General features: G+C 69.7%; 16 protein-coding genes and 1 pseudogene. 5 read left to right on the plus strand and 12 right to left on the minus strand.

Translation table 11 applies throughout. The features are described 5' to 3' along the window. Window positions 1-738: a PEP-CTERM sorting domain-containing protein gene (locus tag ACO07H_RS16255; RefSeq protein WP_422015979.1), complete on the minus strand. Its 738-nt coding sequence runs from the start codon at window positions 736-738 to the stop codon at window positions 1-3. Between the two features lie 347 nt (window positions 739-1,085). Here ACO07H_RS16255 and ACO07H_RS16260 point away from each other — a divergent pair, with 347 nt between their 5' ends. Beyond that, window positions 1,086-1,313: a CsbD family protein gene (locus tag ACO07H_RS16260; RefSeq protein WP_422015981.1), complete on the plus strand. Its 228-nt coding sequence runs from the start codon at window positions 1,086-1,088 to the stop codon at window positions 1,311-1,313. Window positions 1,314-1,406: 93 nt separating this feature from the next. On the opposite strand, the gene ACO07H_RS16265 is transcribed toward ACO07H_RS16260, so the two are convergent. Then, entirely contained in the window at window positions 1,407-1,589 is a 183-nt protein-coding gene (locus ACO07H_RS16265) for a hypothetical protein (protein WP_422015983.1), read from the minus strand. A 195-nt stretch (window positions 1,590-1,784) separates the two neighbouring features. On the opposite strand from ACO07H_RS16265, the gene ACO07H_RS16270 reads away from it, so the two are divergent. Next, entirely contained in the window at window positions 1,785-2,690 is a 906-nt protein-coding gene (locus ACO07H_RS16270; RefSeq protein ID WP_422015985.1) for a YihY/virulence factor BrkB family protein, read from the plus strand. On the opposite strand, the gene ACO07H_RS16275 is transcribed toward ACO07H_RS16270, so the two are convergent. From ACO07H_RS16275 to ACO07H_RS16285, 3 genes are read right to left on the minus strand one after another with little or no spacing between them, the layout of a single operon-like run. Continuing rightward, the gene (locus ACO07H_RS16275; protein ID WP_422015987.1) at window positions 2,662-3,204 is read right to left on the minus strand and encodes a 2'-5' RNA ligase family protein; all 543 of its coding nucleotides are present in this window, start codon (window positions 3,202-3,204) and stop codon (window positions 2,662-2,664) included. The genes ACO07H_RS16270 and ACO07H_RS16275 overlap by 29 nt on opposite strands. A 4-nt stretch (window positions 3,205-3,208) precedes the next feature. Further along, the gene (locus tag ACO07H_RS16280) at window positions 3,209-3,427 is read right to left on the minus strand and encodes a hypothetical protein (RefSeq protein ID WP_422015989.1); all 219 of its coding nucleotides are present in this window, start codon (window positions 3,425-3,427) and stop codon (window positions 3,209-3,211) included. Window positions 3,428-3,452: 25 nt separating this feature from the next. After that, on the minus strand, window positions 3,453-4,724 hold the full coding sequence (locus ACO07H_RS16285) for a winged helix-turn-helix domain-containing protein (protein WP_422015991.1): 1,272 nt from the start codon (window positions 4,722-4,724) through the stop codon (window positions 3,453-3,455). A 116-nt stretch (window positions 4,725-4,840) separates the two neighbouring features. Here ACO07H_RS16285 and ACO07H_RS16290 point away from each other — a divergent pair, with 116 nt between their 5' ends. Continuing rightward, window positions 4,841-5,497 (plus strand): PEP-CTERM sorting domain-containing protein, encoded by a 657-nt coding sequence (locus ACO07H_RS16290; RefSeq protein WP_422015993.1) that lies wholly within the window; start codon window positions 4,841-4,843, stop codon window positions 5,495-5,497. Window positions 5,498-5,559: 62 nt separating this feature from the next. Here ACO07H_RS16290 and ACO07H_RS16295 read toward each other — a convergent pair whose 3' ends face one another. Both ACO07H_RS16295 and ACO07H_RS16300 read right to left on the minus strand, forming a co-directional pair. Further along, window positions 5,560-6,213, minus strand: a complete 654-nt coding sequence (locus tag ACO07H_RS16295; RefSeq protein WP_422015995.1) for a PEP-CTERM sorting domain-containing protein — start codon at window positions 6,211-6,213, stop codon at window positions 5,560-5,562. A 29-nt stretch (window positions 6,214-6,242) separates the two neighbouring features. Further along, window positions 6,243-8,432 carry a phosphocholine-specific phospholipase C gene (locus tag ACO07H_RS16300; RefSeq protein ID WP_422015997.1) on the minus strand — a complete coding sequence of 730 codons (2,190 nt, stop codon included), beginning with the start codon at window positions 8,430-8,432 and terminating at the stop codon, window positions 6,243-6,245. 333 nt (window positions 8,433-8,765) lie between these two features. Between ACO07H_RS16300 and ACO07H_RS16305 the strand changes: the two are divergent. Further along, a pseudogene (locus ACO07H_RS16305) lies at window positions 8,766-9,071 on the plus strand (integrase core domain-containing protein); the annotation flags it as partial. Window positions 9,072-9,316: 245 nt separating this feature from the next. Here the strand turns inward: ACO07H_RS16305 and guaA are convergent. The 3 genes from guaA to guaB form a co-directional block, all read right to left on the minus strand. Continuing rightward, the gene (gene guaA / locus ACO07H_RS16310) at window positions 9,317-10,903 is read right to left on the minus strand and encodes a glutamine-hydrolyzing GMP synthase (protein WP_422015999.1); all 1,587 of its coding nucleotides are present in this window, start codon (window positions 10,901-10,903) and stop codon (window positions 9,317-9,319) included. A gap of 10 nt (window positions 10,904-10,913) precedes the next feature. Beyond that, window positions 10,914-12,164, minus strand: a complete 1,251-nt coding sequence (locus ACO07H_RS16315) for a TCR/Tet family MFS transporter (protein ID WP_422016001.1) — start codon at window positions 12,162-12,164, stop codon at window positions 10,914-10,916. A gap of 61 nt (window positions 12,165-12,225) precedes the next feature. Further along, on the minus strand, window positions 12,226-13,695 hold the full coding sequence (guaB, locus tag ACO07H_RS16320) for an IMP dehydrogenase (protein ID WP_422016003.1): 1,470 nt from the start codon (window positions 13,693-13,695) through the stop codon (window positions 12,226-12,228). A gap of 60 nt (window positions 13,696-13,755) precedes the next feature. Between guaB and ACO07H_RS16325 the strand changes: the two genes are divergently transcribed. Continuing rightward, a complete protein-coding gene (locus tag ACO07H_RS16325) occupies window positions 13,756-14,259 on the plus strand; it encodes a DUF4124 domain-containing protein (RefSeq protein WP_422016005.1) in 504 nt (167 codons plus the stop codon). Between the two features lie 13 nt (window positions 14,260-14,272). Here ACO07H_RS16325 and ACO07H_RS16330 read toward each other — a convergent pair whose 3' ends face one another. After that, window positions 14,273-14,590 carry an RnfH family protein gene (locus tag ACO07H_RS16330; protein WP_422016007.1) on the minus strand — a complete coding sequence of 106 codons (318 nt, stop codon included), beginning with the start codon at window positions 14,588-14,590 and terminating at the stop codon, window positions 14,273-14,275. Continuing rightward, window positions 14,580-15,038: a type II toxin-antitoxin system RatA family toxin gene (locus ACO07H_RS16335; protein ID WP_422016009.1), complete on the minus strand. Its 459-nt coding sequence runs from the start codon at window positions 15,036-15,038 to the stop codon at window positions 14,580-14,582. The genes ACO07H_RS16330 and ACO07H_RS16335 overlap by 11 nt, the downstream gene beginning before the upstream one ends. Window positions 15,039-15,085: the final 47 nt, after the last annotated feature.

Consider the following 15,085-nt stretch of genomic DNA (forward strand, 5'->3'; position numbering starts at 1 on the left):
TCAACCGCGCATGCTGCGGCGCCGCAGCGCGATCGCGGCCATGCCCAAGGCCAGCAGCAGGCCGGCCGAGGGTTCCGGCACGGCGTTGATCTGCATGGAGAAGTTGTCGGCGTAGCCGTTCAGTGTGAGCGTGTCGCCGGGCGGGTAGCCGGCCGCGATGCCGCGCATCGCGAAGCCCAAGCCCATCGCGCCACTGGCGAAGTCCGGGTGCACGCTCATGTCCAGCGTGTTGGCCGAGAAGTCGAACAGGCCGAAATCCGCCGCCTGCAAGCCGTTCATCGTGATCGTCACGTAGCCGGTCGGCGCCACCGGCGCGGACACGGCCATGTAGTAGGCGCCGTTCTGCAGGATCAGCGCGCGCGCGGTGATGGTGGCGCCGGCCAGCGGCACGCCGCCGTCGTTGAAGTCGATGGCGCGGTCCAGCGAGAAGTCGATGCCCGCGATGGCGCCCGACACCGCCGGGTCGTAGCTGAAGCCGCCGTAGATGTAGCCAGCCGTCCACGAGTAGCCGTCCTGGCCGGTCAGGGCACCGGTCAGCGCCTGCAGGCCCGTGCCGGGGTTGCCGCTGGCCGTCTGGCTCGTCGTCAGCGTGGTGCCCGGCTGCAGGTACAGCGGCGCGGCCGAGAACTGCGCCGGGTCCATCACGCCATCGGTGAACTGGACCGAAGCGAACGCGGCGGCCGGCAACAGGCAGGCCACCGAGGCAGCGCGCTTGAAAAGGGTGAGAGTCAAGGTCATGGCGTCCTCCGTGACGTCGCAACGACGCGACCCGCAAGGCGTTGCACGGCCCATGCCACGCAGCGCGCCATTCCGGCGCTGCCGCGCCCGCGACGCCAGTGCGGCACACCCAGGTGACGAGCAGGTGACGAGCGGCTGCAGCACCCATGGGCGGCGGCTCACCGGTGCGCCACTGTCAACGCGGCCGACACCCCCAGGATGGCACGACCGATCAGACCTTTCCTACAGATCGCCTCCACCTGCACCGACCCGCACGGCCCGCGGCGCCACGCACAGTGAGGGAACCGCGGCGCCGATAGCCGTGGACCGGGCACCGCCCGGCATCCCCATCACACCAAGGAGTCCACATGAACTGGGATCGCATCGAAGGCAACTGGAAGCAAGTCACCGGCAAGGCCCGTGAGCAATGGGGCAAGCTGACGGACGACGACCTCGCCGTCGTCGCCGGCCGCCGCGACCAGCTCGCCGGCAAGATCCAGGAGCGCTATGGCGTGGCCAAGGACGAGGCCGAGAACCAGATCGCCAGCTGGGAACGCAAGGCGACCGACAGCTGGTTCAACAAGGACAAGGTCTGACACGCCGGGCCGTCATGGCCCGGCCTCGAAGAAAAACCGCCCTCGGGCGGTTTTTTGATGCGCCCTGTTCGGCGCCTCAGCCCGCATGCGGGTTCAATGCCGCTTGGGCGGCTGGGGCAGGTTGCCGCCCTCGGCCTCCCAGCGGTGCACATCGTCGCGCTGGCGGCGATGTTCGTCATGCGCGCGGCGCACTTGGTGGCGGTGATTGAGATGCTTGGCCAGCTTGGCGGCCAGCGTGGATGCGGCGACAAGGGCGAGGACTTGCTTGAGGAACATGGCGGTGTCTCCTGGGCGAGATGGTGTCCCGGTCATGTTCAGCGCCATCCGTGCCGGCGATGGTCAGCGGGCAGCGCCTGCCGGCGTAGGACGGCACCAGCCTCGTCCTACAGACGGACCGGCCATCGGCCGCCAAGGCGCGGCCCCGCACCGCGGACACACTGCGCTGCATGACACCTGCCTGGATATTCCGCGATGCGGCTCGCTAGGGACTTGCGCGCACTGCGCCGCGTGGTCTACCTGACCGTCGACGGCTTCCTCAGCGACCGCGGCCCGCGCATGGGCGCGGCGCTGGCCTACTACACGCTGTTCTCGCTGGCGCCGCTGCTGCTCATCGTGGTGTCCGTGGCCGGCCTCATCTGGGGTGGCGACGCGGTGCGCGGGCAGCTGGGCGGCCAGCTCGACGGGCTGCTGGGGCCCGCGGCCGCCGCGACCGTGCAGGAGATGCTGCGCAGCGTGGCCTGGCCGGCGGGCGGCTGGCTGCACACGGTCATCGGCCTGGGCCTGATGCTGGTCGGCGCCACGACGGTGTTCGCCGAGCTGCAGGACGCGCTGGACACCATCTGGCGCGTGCCCATGCGGCCCGTGCAGGGCTGGCAGAACTGGCTGCGCACGCGGCTGCTGAGCTTCGGCCTCATCCTCGGGCTGGTGTTCCTGCTGCTGGTGTCGCTGCTGCTGGGCGCGCTGCTGGGCACCGCGCAGGCCTGGTGGCAGCCATGGTTCGGCGGCTGGCTGCGTGTGGCAGCCATTGCCAACGCCATCGTCAGCCAGGGCCTCGTGGTGGCGGTGTTCGCGCTGATCTTCAAGTGGATGCCGCGCGCCCGCGTCGCCTGGAAGGACGTGCTGCTGGGCGCCCTCGTCACGGCCGGCCTGTTCGAGCTGGGCCGCTGGGCCATCGGCAGCTACCTGCAGCACAGCGGCGTGGCCTCGGGCTTCGGCGCGGCGGCGTCGGTCGTGGCGCTGCTGGTGTGGGTGTACTTCTCGGCGCAGATCCTGCTGGTCGGCGCCGAGTTCACCTGGGCCTATGCCCGCGTGCTCGGCTCGCGCCGGCACCTGGACGAGGGCGGCGAACTCAGCCCTGCAAAGGCCAGCGTGCGATGACGTCGTGCCGCGTGGCGCCCTGCGGGCTGCGCACCAGCACGAACTCGCTCGCCACCCAGCCCGGCACGTCCACAGGCCATGCGGGCGCGCTGCGCTTGTCGTAGCGCAGCGTCAGGTGGGGCTCGTAGCCCTTGTCGACGGGTTGGCCGTGGGCCGCCAGGCGGTCGGCCAGCGCGTCGCGCAAGTCGCGCACCGCCTCCAGGCCCTGGCCGCCGGTCAGCACGAAGGGGTGCTGGCGCGCGCCGTCGCCACCCCAGCTCTCCAGTCGTTCGAAACCGAGGTCGAACGCCGGCCGCACCACCTCGGACGCCGCGCGCCCTGCCACCGCGACGCGCTGCGGATCGGGCTCGCCGTCACAGAAGCCGAAGTAGTGCAGCGTGATGTGAAAGATGCGGCTGGGCCGCAGCCGTGCCGGCAGCCCGCGCGCCCTGTGCTCGGCTTCGACGACGCGCGCGATGCGCTCGGCCGTCGCTTCGTCCGGCCGCAGCGCGAAGAACAGCTTGTGGCCAGGCACGGCGTCAGTTCGTCGCGGCAGAGGCGGCGTCCGCCGTGGCACGGGCTGCGGCATCCACGGCGTTCTGCACCTGCTGACCCACGACCTGCGGCTGTGGCAGCGCGCCGGCCGGGGCGCTCGCGCCGACGGGCGCGGGCCTCAACGCCGTGGCCTGCTTCCTGGCCAGCGACAGCACGATGGCGGCAAGGATGACGAGGGCGAGGAGGCTGAAGGCTGCACGCATGTCTTTCTCCGAAAGGGTCGCCTGATCAGGCCAGCGAGGCTTCGCCGAACACATCGTGCAGCAGCGCCCGCCCGGCCGGGTGCTGCGGCAGCCAGTGCGCATGCGCCGGGTCGCGCAGCACCATGGCCATCATGCCGCAGCGCTCGTCCACGGCGGCACGCAGCAGCGCCGCGGCACGGTCGTGTTCGCCCAGCGCAGCCAGCGGCGCCGCGTAGAGCGCCGCCTCGCCGGCCGTCGTGCGCGAGCACAGCAGCGCGGTGTCGACGATGTCCAGCGTCGCCTCGCGGCGGCCCAGGCGCGACAGCACGAAGGACGCCACGGTCCAGACGAAGGGCGGCGTGTCCAGCCCCTGCGTGAGGCGCAGCGCCGCCGCCTCCAGCTCGGGCTGCGGCGCCACCATGGACTGGATGGCCAGCGAGAACGCCAGCGTCAGCAACTGGCCGGGGTTGTCGCGCACGGTGGCCTGCGCCTCGGCCACCGCCTCGGCACCATGGCCGCCCTGCACCAGCGCGCGCGTCAGCGTCATGCGCACGTGCAGCGCGTGCGGCGCCAGCTCGCGCACGCGGCGCAGGCGCGCCACGGCGCCCGCTGCGTCGTCGGTGTAGAGCAGGTGGCGCGCAAAGCCCAGCAGCGTGTCGGTGCCGTCGGGGTCGGCGGCCAGCGCCAGCTCGAAGCTGCGCCGCGCCTCGTCGAAGCGCCAGGCCATGTCCAGCAGCGCGCCGCGGACGGCGTGCAGGCCGGGCAGCCCTGCGTCCAGGCCGTCCAGCGCGGCCAGCCCTTCCGCAACGGCGGCCGGCGTCGCCAGGTGGCCCCAGCCCACGGCGATGGCGAGCGCGTCGCCCAGCGCCACGCGGGCCGGTCCGAAGGACGGTGACTCGCGCACCAGGTCGCGCAGCAGCTCGATGGCCAGGCCCATGGCGGCCGGTGTGCGCTGCTGCATGAGCTGGCGGGCGTGGGCGTGGCTGTCCAGCGCCTGGGCGCTCGGGGCTGCGGGCACCGGCGCGGCCTGGTCCACCAGCCGGTAGCCCAGCCCGTAGACGGCCTCGACCTGCACGCCACGCGGCTGCAGCAGCTGGCGCACGCGGCTGATGCAGCGCGCCAGGCTCTCGTCGGACATCTCGCGGCCGGCCCAGGCCTGGGCGGCGAACTCGTCCTTGCGCACGACCCCCGGTGCACGCGCCAGCAGCAGCCGCAGCACGGCCCGCTCCTTGGGCGGCAGCTTCAGCGCCGTGCCATCGGCCTGCAGCAGGCCGGCGTCGTCCAGCGCGAGCGCAGTCGTCGGGGTTTGTCTCGACATGAACTAGGGGGCGGTCATCAGGATTTCATCAAGCTTGCGCGAACGGCGACTCCTAGCATCGTCGCCGTGACGCCGGGAGATGGTCTTCCGGCCTGAAGCATTCGATGGAGTTCCTCATGGTGATTGTCAATCGTTGGCGTGCGTGCCTCGCCGGTGTCCTCTGCGCCTTCAGCCTCGCCAGCCCGGCCAGCGCCGACACGCTGCTGGACACCGGTGCGCCGGAAGGCGGCTTCTTCGGCTACTGGGGCTACGACGTGTTCGTCGGCCAGTCCGTCACCATCGGCTTCACGGCCGCGCAGACCTACTCGTTCGACTCGGTCGGCATCTGGCTGATGAGCAACGACTTCGACAACCCCGGCCGCACGCTGACCGTGTCGCTGCAGAGCGGCGCGACGGCGCCGTCGGGCACGGTGTTGGAATCGTGGACGTTCGCGACCACGGCGGTCGGCTGGTCGCCGGTGCTGGAGACGCTGAACTCGGTGCTGCACCCGACGCTGCAGGCCGGCACGCAGTACTGGATCGTCGCCGAGTCCACCGAGGAGCCGTTCGTCGATCCGGTCTGGGTGATCGCCAGCAACGGCGGCACGTACACGGTGGGCAACATCGATTTCACGTCCAGCCCGGCCTGGCAGATCGGCCCGGGCACCGCGGCGCCCGGCACCATCATCTCGGCGACGCCGGTGCCCGAGCCCAGCGCGCTGCTGCTGGCCGCCGTGGGCGCACCGCTGCTGCTGGGCGTCGCCCGCCGCCGCGCCCGCGCGCAGCAGGCCTGAGCCGTTCAGAGATGCGCGGCCCCTCCCGGGGCTGCGCGTTCAACCGCACGTGCGACCGACGGTCAGCGGCGACGGCGTGCCAGCACGCCGCCCAGCAGGCCCAGGCCTGCCAGCGTGTAGAACAGCGTGCTGCCCTCCGGCACGCTGCTGACGACGAAGGACAGGTTGTCCGCATAGCCGTCGTTGTCGCCGCCACCCTGGCGCTCCATGGACAGCGAGAACATCAGCGAGGCCGTGCCGACCGGGAGGTCGCCGGCCGCCGAGCGGTAGAACAGGCCCGTCTGGTTGTTGCGGTCGGCCGGCGTGACCGGGCCGATGGACGCGGAGCCGATCTCGTTGCCCAGCGTGTCGAGGAAGGACACGTACAGCAACGCGTTGTCGCCCTGCCCGGCCCAGCCGCCCAGCCAGCCGGTCAGGTCGTAGTGCAGCGCCTGGCCGGCGAGCGCGCCCAGGTCCAGAGTCTGGAAGCCGGCGGCCTGCGCGGTCAGGCCGGTGAACATCTTCAGGCCGCGGTCCACGGGGCCGGGCTGCGTGGGCAGCACCCAGTTGCTGCCGTAGTCCACGGACTGGAACATCGAGTAGCCGTCGAAACCGGTCCAGCCGGTGACGCCGCTCTCGGCGCCGCCGTTGACGATGAGGTTGGCGCCCAGCGTGGCTTGCGCCTGCGCGGCCAGGCTGAGGGTCAACAGGCCCAGGGCCAGGGTGTGTCGGATCATGGTTCTTGCCTTGTTGGGTGGGAAACGGGTCAGGGGTGGGTCTGGTCCAGCACGGCGGGGCCGGCCATCGCGGGGTCGCTGATCGACGGCTCGCCGTTCTCGACGTGGCCCGCCAGCCGGCGGCCGAAGCCCGGCACTTCCGCGACCTTGACGCTGTGGTCGTACCAGCGGTGGTCCCCGTCCAGCGGGATGCGCACGGCCTGCGTGGTGCCGGCGGGAACGATCCAGCTGCGGTCCGGCAGGCTGGCATAGCGGTGCGACTGCAGCACGAAGGTGCAGGGTTTGGTGCCGGTGTTGGCCAGCTCGATGGCGAGTTCCAGGTAGACGCGGTCGGCCTGCACGCGGATCTCCGGCCGCGCCTGGCCGGCCGCGGCGGTCGGCAGGTTGCCGACGAAGTGGCGATGGAAGCCGTTGGGGCCCAGCACCCACAGGTCGTAGGCCGTGCCCGGCGCACCGGCCCAGGCGCCGTCGATCTGCTTGCCGGCCTCGACCGTGTAGCGGCGCGGCAGCTGGTCCAGCGCCAGACGGTTGTAGACGTGCAGCACCGCGCCGGCCGTGCCGCCGTTCTGGAAGCTCAGCGTGACGCCGGACGACGACGCGCTGCACTGCACCTGCAGCTCGTAGGGCAGCGCGCGGGCCATGCGAATGCCGCTGGCCTGCACCGGCGCGACCAGGCTGGTCGGCGCGGCCGGCGTCTTCGTGCCCTGCAAGGCCAGCGCGCGGGCCCGCAGCGCGGCGGTGGCGGGCAGGTTCTGCAGGAAGGCGCTGTCTTCCGGGCGGATGAAGTCGAAGCAGCCGGTCAGGTCGCCACTGACGGCGCGGCGCCACGGCGTGATCAGCGGCTCCTGCACGCCGAAGCGCGCCTCGATGAAGCGGATGACCGAGGTGTGGTCGTGCACCTGCGAGTTGACCCAGCCGCCCTTGCTCCACGGCGACAGGATGTACATGGGCACGCGCGGGCCCATGCCGTAGGGACGGTGCTGGTAGGCCGCGTCGCTGCCGTTGAGGATGTGGTGGTACTCGCCCGTGGTGTTGACGGTGGACGCGCCGGCGAGCACCGCCTTGGCCGGGTCGGCGTCCCAGGTCTGGTAGGACGGTGCGGCGGGCGGCGGCAGGTGGTCGAAGAAACCGTCGTTCTCGTCGAAGTTGATGAACAGCACGGTCTTGGACCAGACATCGGGGTTGGCCGTCAGCGCGTCCAGCACGCGGGCCGTGTAGTCGGCGCCCGACGCGGGGCTGGACGGGCCAGGATGCTCGGAGCCTTCGGCCGTCGCGACGATCCAGGACACCTGCGGCAACTGGTTAGCCAGCACGTCGGCCTTCAGCTTATCGAGGTCGCGCGTCGTGACGCCGCGGTCCTTCAGCGCCTGCGAGAAGCCGGGGCGGCCGTACCAGGCGTCGCGGAACGGCCGAAAACCCGCCAGCGAGTTGTCCGTGAAGTTGTCTTCCATGTTCTGGTAGACCTGCCAGGAGATGCCGGCGGACTGCAGGCGCTCGGGGTAGGTCGTCCAGGTGTAGTCCGTCAGCGGGTTGGGGTCGAACCAGTCGTGGCTGTTGTCGGTGGACGGGCCGCCGCCCAGCGCCAGCGGGTCGTTGTTGGCGCTCCACAGGAACAGGCGGTTGGTGTTGGTGCCGGTCTGCGTGGCGCAGTGGTAGTGGTCGCACAGCGTGAAGGCGCGCGCCAGCGCGAACTGGAACGGGATGTCCGCCTCCTTGTAGTAGCCCAGCGAGTGGGGCTGCTTGACGTTGGCCCAGTTGTTCATGCGGCCGTGGTCCCAGGCGGCCTGGGCGTCGGTCCAAGAATGCGGCGTGCCGGTGACGCGCATGACGGAGAAGTCCTGCTGCGTGTTGAGGTGAAAGGGCGCGATGGCCGTGCGGCTGCCCCAGTCGGGCCGGCCCGGCACCTTGGCGCCGCCATTGCCGTTGGGCTGCACCATGACGGTCTTGCCGCTGAAGGTGCCGGCACGGTCCAGCGTCGGCGCCGGGAACGGGTCGGCAAAGCCGCGCACGCCGGCCAGCGTGCCGAAGTAATGGTCGAACGAGCGGTTCTCCTGCGTCAGGATGACGATGTGCTCGACGTCGTGCAGCGTGCCGGTGCGCTGGTTGGCGGGAATGGCCAGCGCGCGCTGGATGACGGGCGGGAAGCTGGCCAGCGCTACGCTGGCGCTGGCCGCCTGGCCGAGGCTGCGCAGGAAACCGCGGCGATCTGGGTGGGACATGGGTGCACTCCGTGGATGAGAGCCGGGGCAGGGGCTCGCGACGCACTGTAGGAATGCGATGTGCAGGACGCGTGACGGTTGTGCGCGCCCCGCGTCCGCGCTGAAGCTCGATTGGGCGACACGCCGGCAACGGCTTGTCATCACCAGGACAAACCCGGCAGGGCTGCCTGAGCTGGTGAGCGCCGTGACGCCACTCGTGGAAGGCAATCGTGCCGGGGAATTTCGGCATGCAGCGGTCGCAGAGTCGCGTCGACTCAGCACGCCACAGTCAAGTCACCGACCAAAACGCAAAAATGCCTCAGGTCCGTGAAGATCTGAGGCGTTCATTGACTGACCAGCCGGGCCTTCATGGCCTGGGCACAGGCCAAGGGCGTGCGCCACATCCTCAACCAGCCAGGCAAGCCCACGCAGAACGCCTACATCGAGAGCTTCAACGGCAAATTCCGCGACGAGTGCTTGAACGAACACTGGTTCCAGAGTCTGAAGCAGGCGCGCGTCGAGATCGCGCGCTGGCGGACCGACTACAACGAGGTGCGGCCGCACAGCAGCTGCGGGCGGATGCCGCCAGCCAAGTTTGCTGCGCAGCACCGCCGAACTACCAGCGGCGCCGTCCCGGCGCCGCAGCAAACCCAGGAGTAATCTCCTTCAACCCAGCGGATTCCTCACAACGATTGGTACGGGTTCTGGGGGCAGGTCAAACCGATACCGTCAGAGGGTATCAACTCGGATCGTCAGGGACCAGCTTTCTGATGCCGTCTTCAGTACCGTCGCCCCGGCTGGGCTCTTGTGGGACGACCTGGACGTCTGGGAACACCTAAACCCTTGTAATGATTGGGTTTATTTCAAAGCACCGGATCGCTTGGACGACCCGGCGCAACTTTGGATCACTCCCACTCGATGGTCGCAGGCGGCTTGCTGCTCACGTCGTAGGTGACGCGGTTGATGCCGCGCACCTCGTTGATGATGCGGCCGCTGGTCTTCTTCAACAGCGCGTAGGGCAACTCGGCCCAGTCGGCCGTCATGAAATCGCTGGTCTGCACGGCGCGCAGGGCCACGACGTAGTCGTAGGTGCGGCCGTCGCCCATCACACCGACGCTCTTGACCGGCAGGAACACGGCGAAGGCCTGCGAGGTCAGCGCGTACCAGCTCTTGCCCGTGGCCGGGTCGAGGGTGTTGCGCAGTTCCTCGATGAAGATCGCATCCGCACGGCGCAGCAGGTCGGCGAAGTCCTTCCTCACCTCGCCCAGGATGCGCACGCCCAGGCCCGGGCCGGGGAACGGGTGGCGGTAGACCATGTCGGCCGGCAGGCCCAGGGCCACGCCGAGCGCGCGGACCTCGTCCTTGAACAGCTCGCGCAGCGGCTCCAGCAGGTTCAGGCCCAGCGTCTCGGGCAGGCCGCCGACGTTGTGGTGGCTCTTGATCGTCGTGGCCTTCTTGGTCTTGGTGCCGCCGCTCTCCACCACATCGGGGTAGATGGTGCCCTGGGCCAGCCACTTCGCATTCTTCAGCTTGCCGGCCTCGGCCTGGAAGACCTCGACGAACTCGGCGCCGATGATCTTGCGCTTCTTCTCGGGGTCGGTCACACCGGCCAGCTTGCTCAGGAACTGCTCGCTGGCATCCACGTGCACGACCTTGGCCTGCAGACGCCCGGCGAACATCTCCATCACCATCTGCCCCTCGTTCAGGCGCAGCAGCCCGTGGTCGACGAAGACGCAGGTGAGCTGGTCGCCGATGGCGCGGTGGATGAGGGCGGCAGCCACCGACGAATCGACCCCGCCGGACAGGCCCAGGATGACTTCCTCGTCACCGACCTGCTCGCGGATACGCGCGACCGCTTCGTCGATGTAGCTGCCCATCTGCCAATCGCCCTTGCAGCCGGCGATGTCACGCACGAAGCGCGTCAGGATGGCCGCGCCCTGCAGCGTGTGCGTGACCTCGGGATGGAACTGGAAGGCATACAGGCCGCGCGCCTCGTCGGCCATGCCGGCGATGGGGCAGCTGGGTGTCGAGGCCATCAGCTTGAAGCCGGGCGGCAGCGCGGTGACCTTGTCGCCATGGCTCATCCAGACCTTCAGCATGCCGTGGCCCTCGGGCGTCTCGAAGTCCTGGATGCCGTCGAGCAGCTTCGTGTGACCGTGCGCACGCACCTCGGCGTAGCCGAACTCGCGGTGGTCGCTCCATTCGACCTTGCCGCCCAGCTGCACGGCCATGGTCTGCATGCCGTAGCAGATGCCCAGCACCGGCACGCCGGCATCCCACACGGCCTGCGGCGCGCGCAGCTCGTGGTCTTCATACGTGGACGCGTGGCTGCCGCTGAGGATGATGGCCTTGGGCGCGTAGCTCCTGATGAAGTCGTCGGACACGTCGTTCGGATGGATCTCGCAGTACACCGCGGCCTCGCGCACGCGGCGGGCGATGAGCTGGGTGACCTGGGAGCCGAAATCGAGGATGAGGACCTTGTCGTGTTGCATGGAGCGTCTTTCAGGCGGGCTGCACGGGCTGCGCCGGCGGGTGGCTGCGGAAGAAACGGAGGGTGATCAGCATGGCCGCGGCTTGCAGCGCCGCGCAGGTGAAGAAGGGCAGGCCGATGACGAGGTCACCAGGCGGGCGGTCAGACACCCAGCGCAGCAACTCCAGCGCCACCACGGGCGCGCAGACGGCCATCAGGCTGTTCAGCGACGACACGGCGCCCATGGTGCGGCCCTGGCTGGTGGCGTCCGCCGCGTTGGAGATGATGCTCTGCATCGCCGCGGCGGCCACGCCGCCGAACAGGTTCAGCGCGATGACGGCATACATCATCCAGCCGGCGCTCGCCAGGCCGAAGCCGAGGTAGGCCAGCGACGCCGAGGTCATGCCGATGACCGCAAGCCGCTGCGGCGTGAAGCGCTTGAGCATGGGCTTGAGCAGCACGCCCTGGCTGATGACCGAGACGACGCCCACGGCCAGCAGCGACCAGCCGACCTGCCCCGGGCCCCAGCCGAACTTGAACTTGGTGTACAGCACCCAGCTCGTGTGCAGCATGAACTGCGCGAGCGAGGACAGCGCCAGCACGCTGACCAGCGGGCCCACACCCTTCAGGTGGGTCAGCCCCTGCAGCGACGCGACCGGGTTCATCTTGCGCCAGTCCAGCGGCCGGCGCCGGTCCGGCGGCAGCGACTCGGGCAGCACGAAGAAGCCGTAGCACCAGTTGACGACGGCCAGCGTGCCGGCGGCATAGAACGGCAGGCGCACATTGATGTCGCCCAGCAGGCCGCCGATGACGGGGCCCAGCATGAAGCCCAGGCCGAACATCGCGCCGAGCTGGCCGAAGCGCTTGGCGCGGTCCTCACCGGCGGTGATGTCGGCGACGTAGGCGTTCGCAATGGCGATGTTGGCCTGCATGGCGCCCGAGAACAGCCGCACGACCACCAGCACCCACAGCGCCGGTGCAGTGGCCGTCACGAAGAAGCTCAAGCCCAGGCCGGCGAAGCCGATCAGCAGCACGGGCCGGCGACCATAGCGGTCGGACAACGCACCCAGCACGGGCGAGCCGAAGAAATTGGCGACGCCGAAGGCCAGCGTCAGCATCAGGAAGCCCAGCGTCTGCTCGTCGTTGCCGTGCGTGAACACGCCGACGATGTGCGGCAGCACCGGCACGATCAGGCCGATGGAGATCATGTCGATCAACACCGCCGCCATGATGAAACCCATGGCCGGGGCGCGCGTTGCGGTCGGGGAGGCGGTGGTCGTCATGCGGTCCGGTCAAAGCAAAACGGGGCGACTCGCGTTCGCCCCGTCTTCGTCTGCTGTCAGCTCACTCGCTGCGGTAGTTCGGTGCTTCCTTCGTGATCTGCACATCGTGGACATGGCTCTCGCGCATGCCCGCCGTCGTGATCTCGACGAACTCGGCCTTGTCCTGCATGTCGGCAATCGAGCCGCAGCCGCAGTAGTGCATCGAGGCCTTCAGGCCGCCCGCCATCTGGAAGATGACCTGCACCACCGAGCCCTTGTAGGGCACCTGGCCCTCGATGCCTTCCGGCACCAGCTTGGACGTGTTCGGATTGTTGGCCGACGTGTCCTGGAAGTAGCGATCCGCGCTGCCCTTGGCCATCGCGCCCATGGAGCCCATGCCGCGGTAGCTCTTGAAGGTGCGGCCCTGGTAGAGGATGACCTCGCCCGGCGCTTCCTCGGTGCCGGCGAAGGCGCCACCCATCATCACGCAGTCCGCGCCCGCGGCGATGGCCTTGGCCAGGTCGCCCGAGTAGCGCACGCCACCGTCGGCGATGACCGGCACACCGGTGCCCTTGAGCGCCGTGACGACGTTGTCGATGGCGGTGATCTGCGGCACGCCGACGCCCGCGACGATGCGCGTCGTGCAGATGGAGCCGGGGCCGATGCCGACCTTGACGCCGTCGGCGCCCGCTTCCACCAGCGCCAGCGCCGCCGCACCCGTGGCGATGTTGCCGCCGATGACGTCCACGTTCGGGTAGGCGCGCTTGACCCAGCGCACGCGCTCCAGCACGCCGGCGCTGTGGCCGTGTGCTGTGTCGACGATGAGGGCGTCCACGCCGGCCCGCACCAGCAGTTCGACGCGCTGCTCGGTGTCGTCGCCGAAGCCGACCGCCGCGCCCACGCGCAGCTTGCCCTGGGCGTCACGCGCGGCGTTGGGGAAGCTGGTCTGCTTGGTGATGTCCTTGGTGGTCATCAGGCCCCGCAGCTCGAAGGCGTCGTTGACGACGACCACGCGCTCCAGCTTGTGCTTGTGCATCAGCGCCTTGGCCTCGTCGGTGGACGCGCCGTCCTTGACGGTGATGAGCTTCTCGGCGGGCGTCATGATCTCGCTGACGCGGGCGTCCATGCGGGTCTCGAAGCGCAGGTCGCGCCCCGTGACGATGCCGATGACGCGCTTGCCCTCGACCACCGGGAACCCCGAGAAGCCGTGCTGGCGGGTCAGCTCCACCGCCTCGCGCACGGTGGTGTTGGGGCCGACGGTCAGCGGCTCGCGCACGACGCCGCTCTCGTAGCGCTTGACGCGGGCGACTTCGCGTGCCTGCGCTTCGGCGGTCAGGTTCTTGTGCACGATGCCGATGCCGCCTTCCTGCGCGATCGCGATCGCCAGGCGGGCTTCGGTCACGGTGTCCATCGCGGCGGACACCAGCGGCAGGTTCAGGGGGATGTTGCGCGACAGGCGGGTCGCAAGGCTGGTGTCACGGGGCAACACCTGGGAGAACGCTGGCACCAACAGAACGTCGTCGAAGGTGAGCGCTTTGCCGAGAAGGCGCATGAGGAAAGCTCCAGACGCAAAGCGGCATTATACGGAGGCCCTCGCCGCTACACTGACCGCATGGCCCGCAAAACCTTGCTCCTCGCCCTGCTCTGCCTCGCCATGACCGGTGCCGCACAGGCGCAATGGAAGTGGCGGGACGCGAAGGGCAATGTGCAGTACAGCGACATGCCGCCGCCGTCCGGCACGCCGGAGAAGGACATCCTGCAGCGCCCCGTCGTCACGCGCCCGACCATCGTCGTCGCGCCGCCCGGCATGCAGCCCAGTGCCGCCTCCGCACCCCGGCCGGCCGCCAGCGGCCCGACCAAGGCCGAGCTGGAAGCCGCCGCGCGCCAGAAGCAGGAGCAGGACAGCCAGGCTGCCAAGCAGAAGGACGACGAGCGCCGCGCGGCCCAGCAGCGGCGCGAGAACTGCAGCCGCGCCCAGGCCAACCTGCGCGACCTGCAGAGTGGCGGGCGCATCACCCGCACCAACGAGAAGGGCGAGCGCATCTACATGGAAGACGCGCAGATCGCCGCCGAAGTCAGCCGCGCCCGCGACCTCATCACCAGCGAGTGCCGCTGAACGCCCGGGCGCCTCAGCCGGCGTGCCTGGGCCGGTGGCGCGACACGATGCGCTCACCCCGCTTGGCATAGCGCAGCCGACGCGCCTCTTTCGGATCCACCGTCAACGGCCGGTAGACCTCGATGCGGTCCCGGTCGCGCAACGGCGTGGCCAGCGGCCTCACGCGGCCCCAGATGCCGATGCGGCACTGGTCCAGCCCCTGCCCGCCGCAGGCCGCCATGAAATCGGCGCAGCCGCGCAGCGCGGCTTCGACGCAGGCGCCCTCCTCCACGTCCAGCCAGCGGTGCTGCACGTCGCCGGCCTGCGGGCTCCAGACCAGTTCAACGCGCACCGTAGAGGCTTTCCGCGCGCTGCACGAAGCTGTCGACGAAGGTGTTGGCGATGCGGTCGAACACGGGGCTGACCACGGCCTCCAGCGCGCCGCTGCTGAACGCGTAGTTCAGCTCGAAGACGATCTTGCACGCGCTGGGCTCGCCAGTGGTGCCGGGCTTGTTCAGCGGCAGGAACTGCCACACCCCGTCCAGGTCCGAGAACGGGCCGTCGACCAGCGCCATGTGCACGCGCTCACCGTCGGCGTTGCGGTTGCGGGTCGTGAACGCATAGCGCACGCCGGCGTAGGCCAGGTGCAGCCGCGCCGTGACGGCATCGCCGTCCTGCGCCAGCACCTCGACCTTGTTGCACCACGGAAGGAACTCGGGATAACGCTCCACCTGGGTGACCAGCTCGTACATCTCGCGGGGCGTGTACCAGAGCAGAACGGACTTTTTGACCTGCTTCATAGAATCCGCAAATTGTATTGAGGGGTTTCGACCCCATTTGCGCGCCC

Origin of the sequence: Roseateles sp. (assembly GCF_965229315.1) — a bacterium.
GTDB lineage: Bacteria > Pseudomonadota > Gammaproteobacteria > Burkholderiales > Burkholderiaceae_C > Pelomonas.

Excerpts from the sequence above, each read along its gene's own strand:
- ACO07H_RS16285 (WP_422015991.1), bottom strand. The coding sequence starts at position 4,724 with ATGTCGAGACAAACCCCGACGACTGCGCTCGCGCTGGACGACGCCGGC.
- ACO07H_RS16315 (WP_422016001.1), bottom strand. The coding sequence starts at position 12,164 with ATGACGACCACCGCCTCCCCGACCGCAACGCGCGCCCCGGCCATGGGT.
- ACO07H_RS16290 (WP_422015993.1), top strand. The coding sequence starts at position 4,841 with ATGGTGATTGTCAATCGTTGGCGTGCGTGCCTCGCCGGTGTCCTCTGC.
- ACO07H_RS16295 (WP_422015995.1), bottom strand. The coding sequence starts at position 6,213 with ATGATCCGACACACCCTGGCCCTGGGCCTGTTGACCCTCAGCCTGGCC.
- guaB (WP_422016003.1), bottom strand. The coding sequence starts at position 13,695 with ATGCGCCTTCTCGGCAAAGCGCTCACCTTCGACGACGTTCTGTTGGTG.
- guaA (WP_422015999.1), bottom strand. The coding sequence starts at position 10,903 with ATGCAACACGACAAGGTCCTCATCCTCGATTTCGGCTCCCAGGTCACC.
- ACO07H_RS16280 (WP_422015989.1), bottom strand. The coding sequence starts at position 3,427 with ATGCGTGCAGCCTTCAGCCTCCTCGCCCTCGTCATCCTTGCCGCCATC.
- ACO07H_RS16300 (WP_422015997.1), bottom strand. The coding sequence starts at position 8,432 with ATGTCCCACCCAGATCGCCGCGGTTTCCTGCGCAGCCTCGGCCAGGCG.
- ACO07H_RS16265 (WP_422015983.1), bottom strand. The coding sequence starts at position 1,589 with ATGTTCCTCAAGCAAGTCCTCGCCCTTGTCGCCGCATCCACGCTGGCC.
- ACO07H_RS16260 (WP_422015981.1), top strand. The coding sequence starts at position 1,086 with ATGAACTGGGATCGCATCGAAGGCAACTGGAAGCAAGTCACCGGCAAG.
- ACO07H_RS16270 (WP_422015985.1), top strand. The coding sequence starts at position 1,785 with ATGCGGCTCGCTAGGGACTTGCGCGCACTGCGCCGCGTGGTCTACCTG.
- ACO07H_RS16325 (WP_422016005.1), top strand. The coding sequence starts at position 13,756 with ATGGCCCGCAAAACCTTGCTCCTCGCCCTGCTCTGCCTCGCCATGACC.
- ACO07H_RS16335 (WP_422016009.1), bottom strand. The coding sequence starts at position 15,038 with ATGAAGCAGGTCAAAAAGTCCGTTCTGCTCTGGTACACGCCCCGCGAG.
- ACO07H_RS16255 (WP_422015979.1), bottom strand. The coding sequence starts at position 738 with ATGACCTTGACTCTCACCCTTTTCAAGCGCGCTGCCTCGGTGGCCTGC.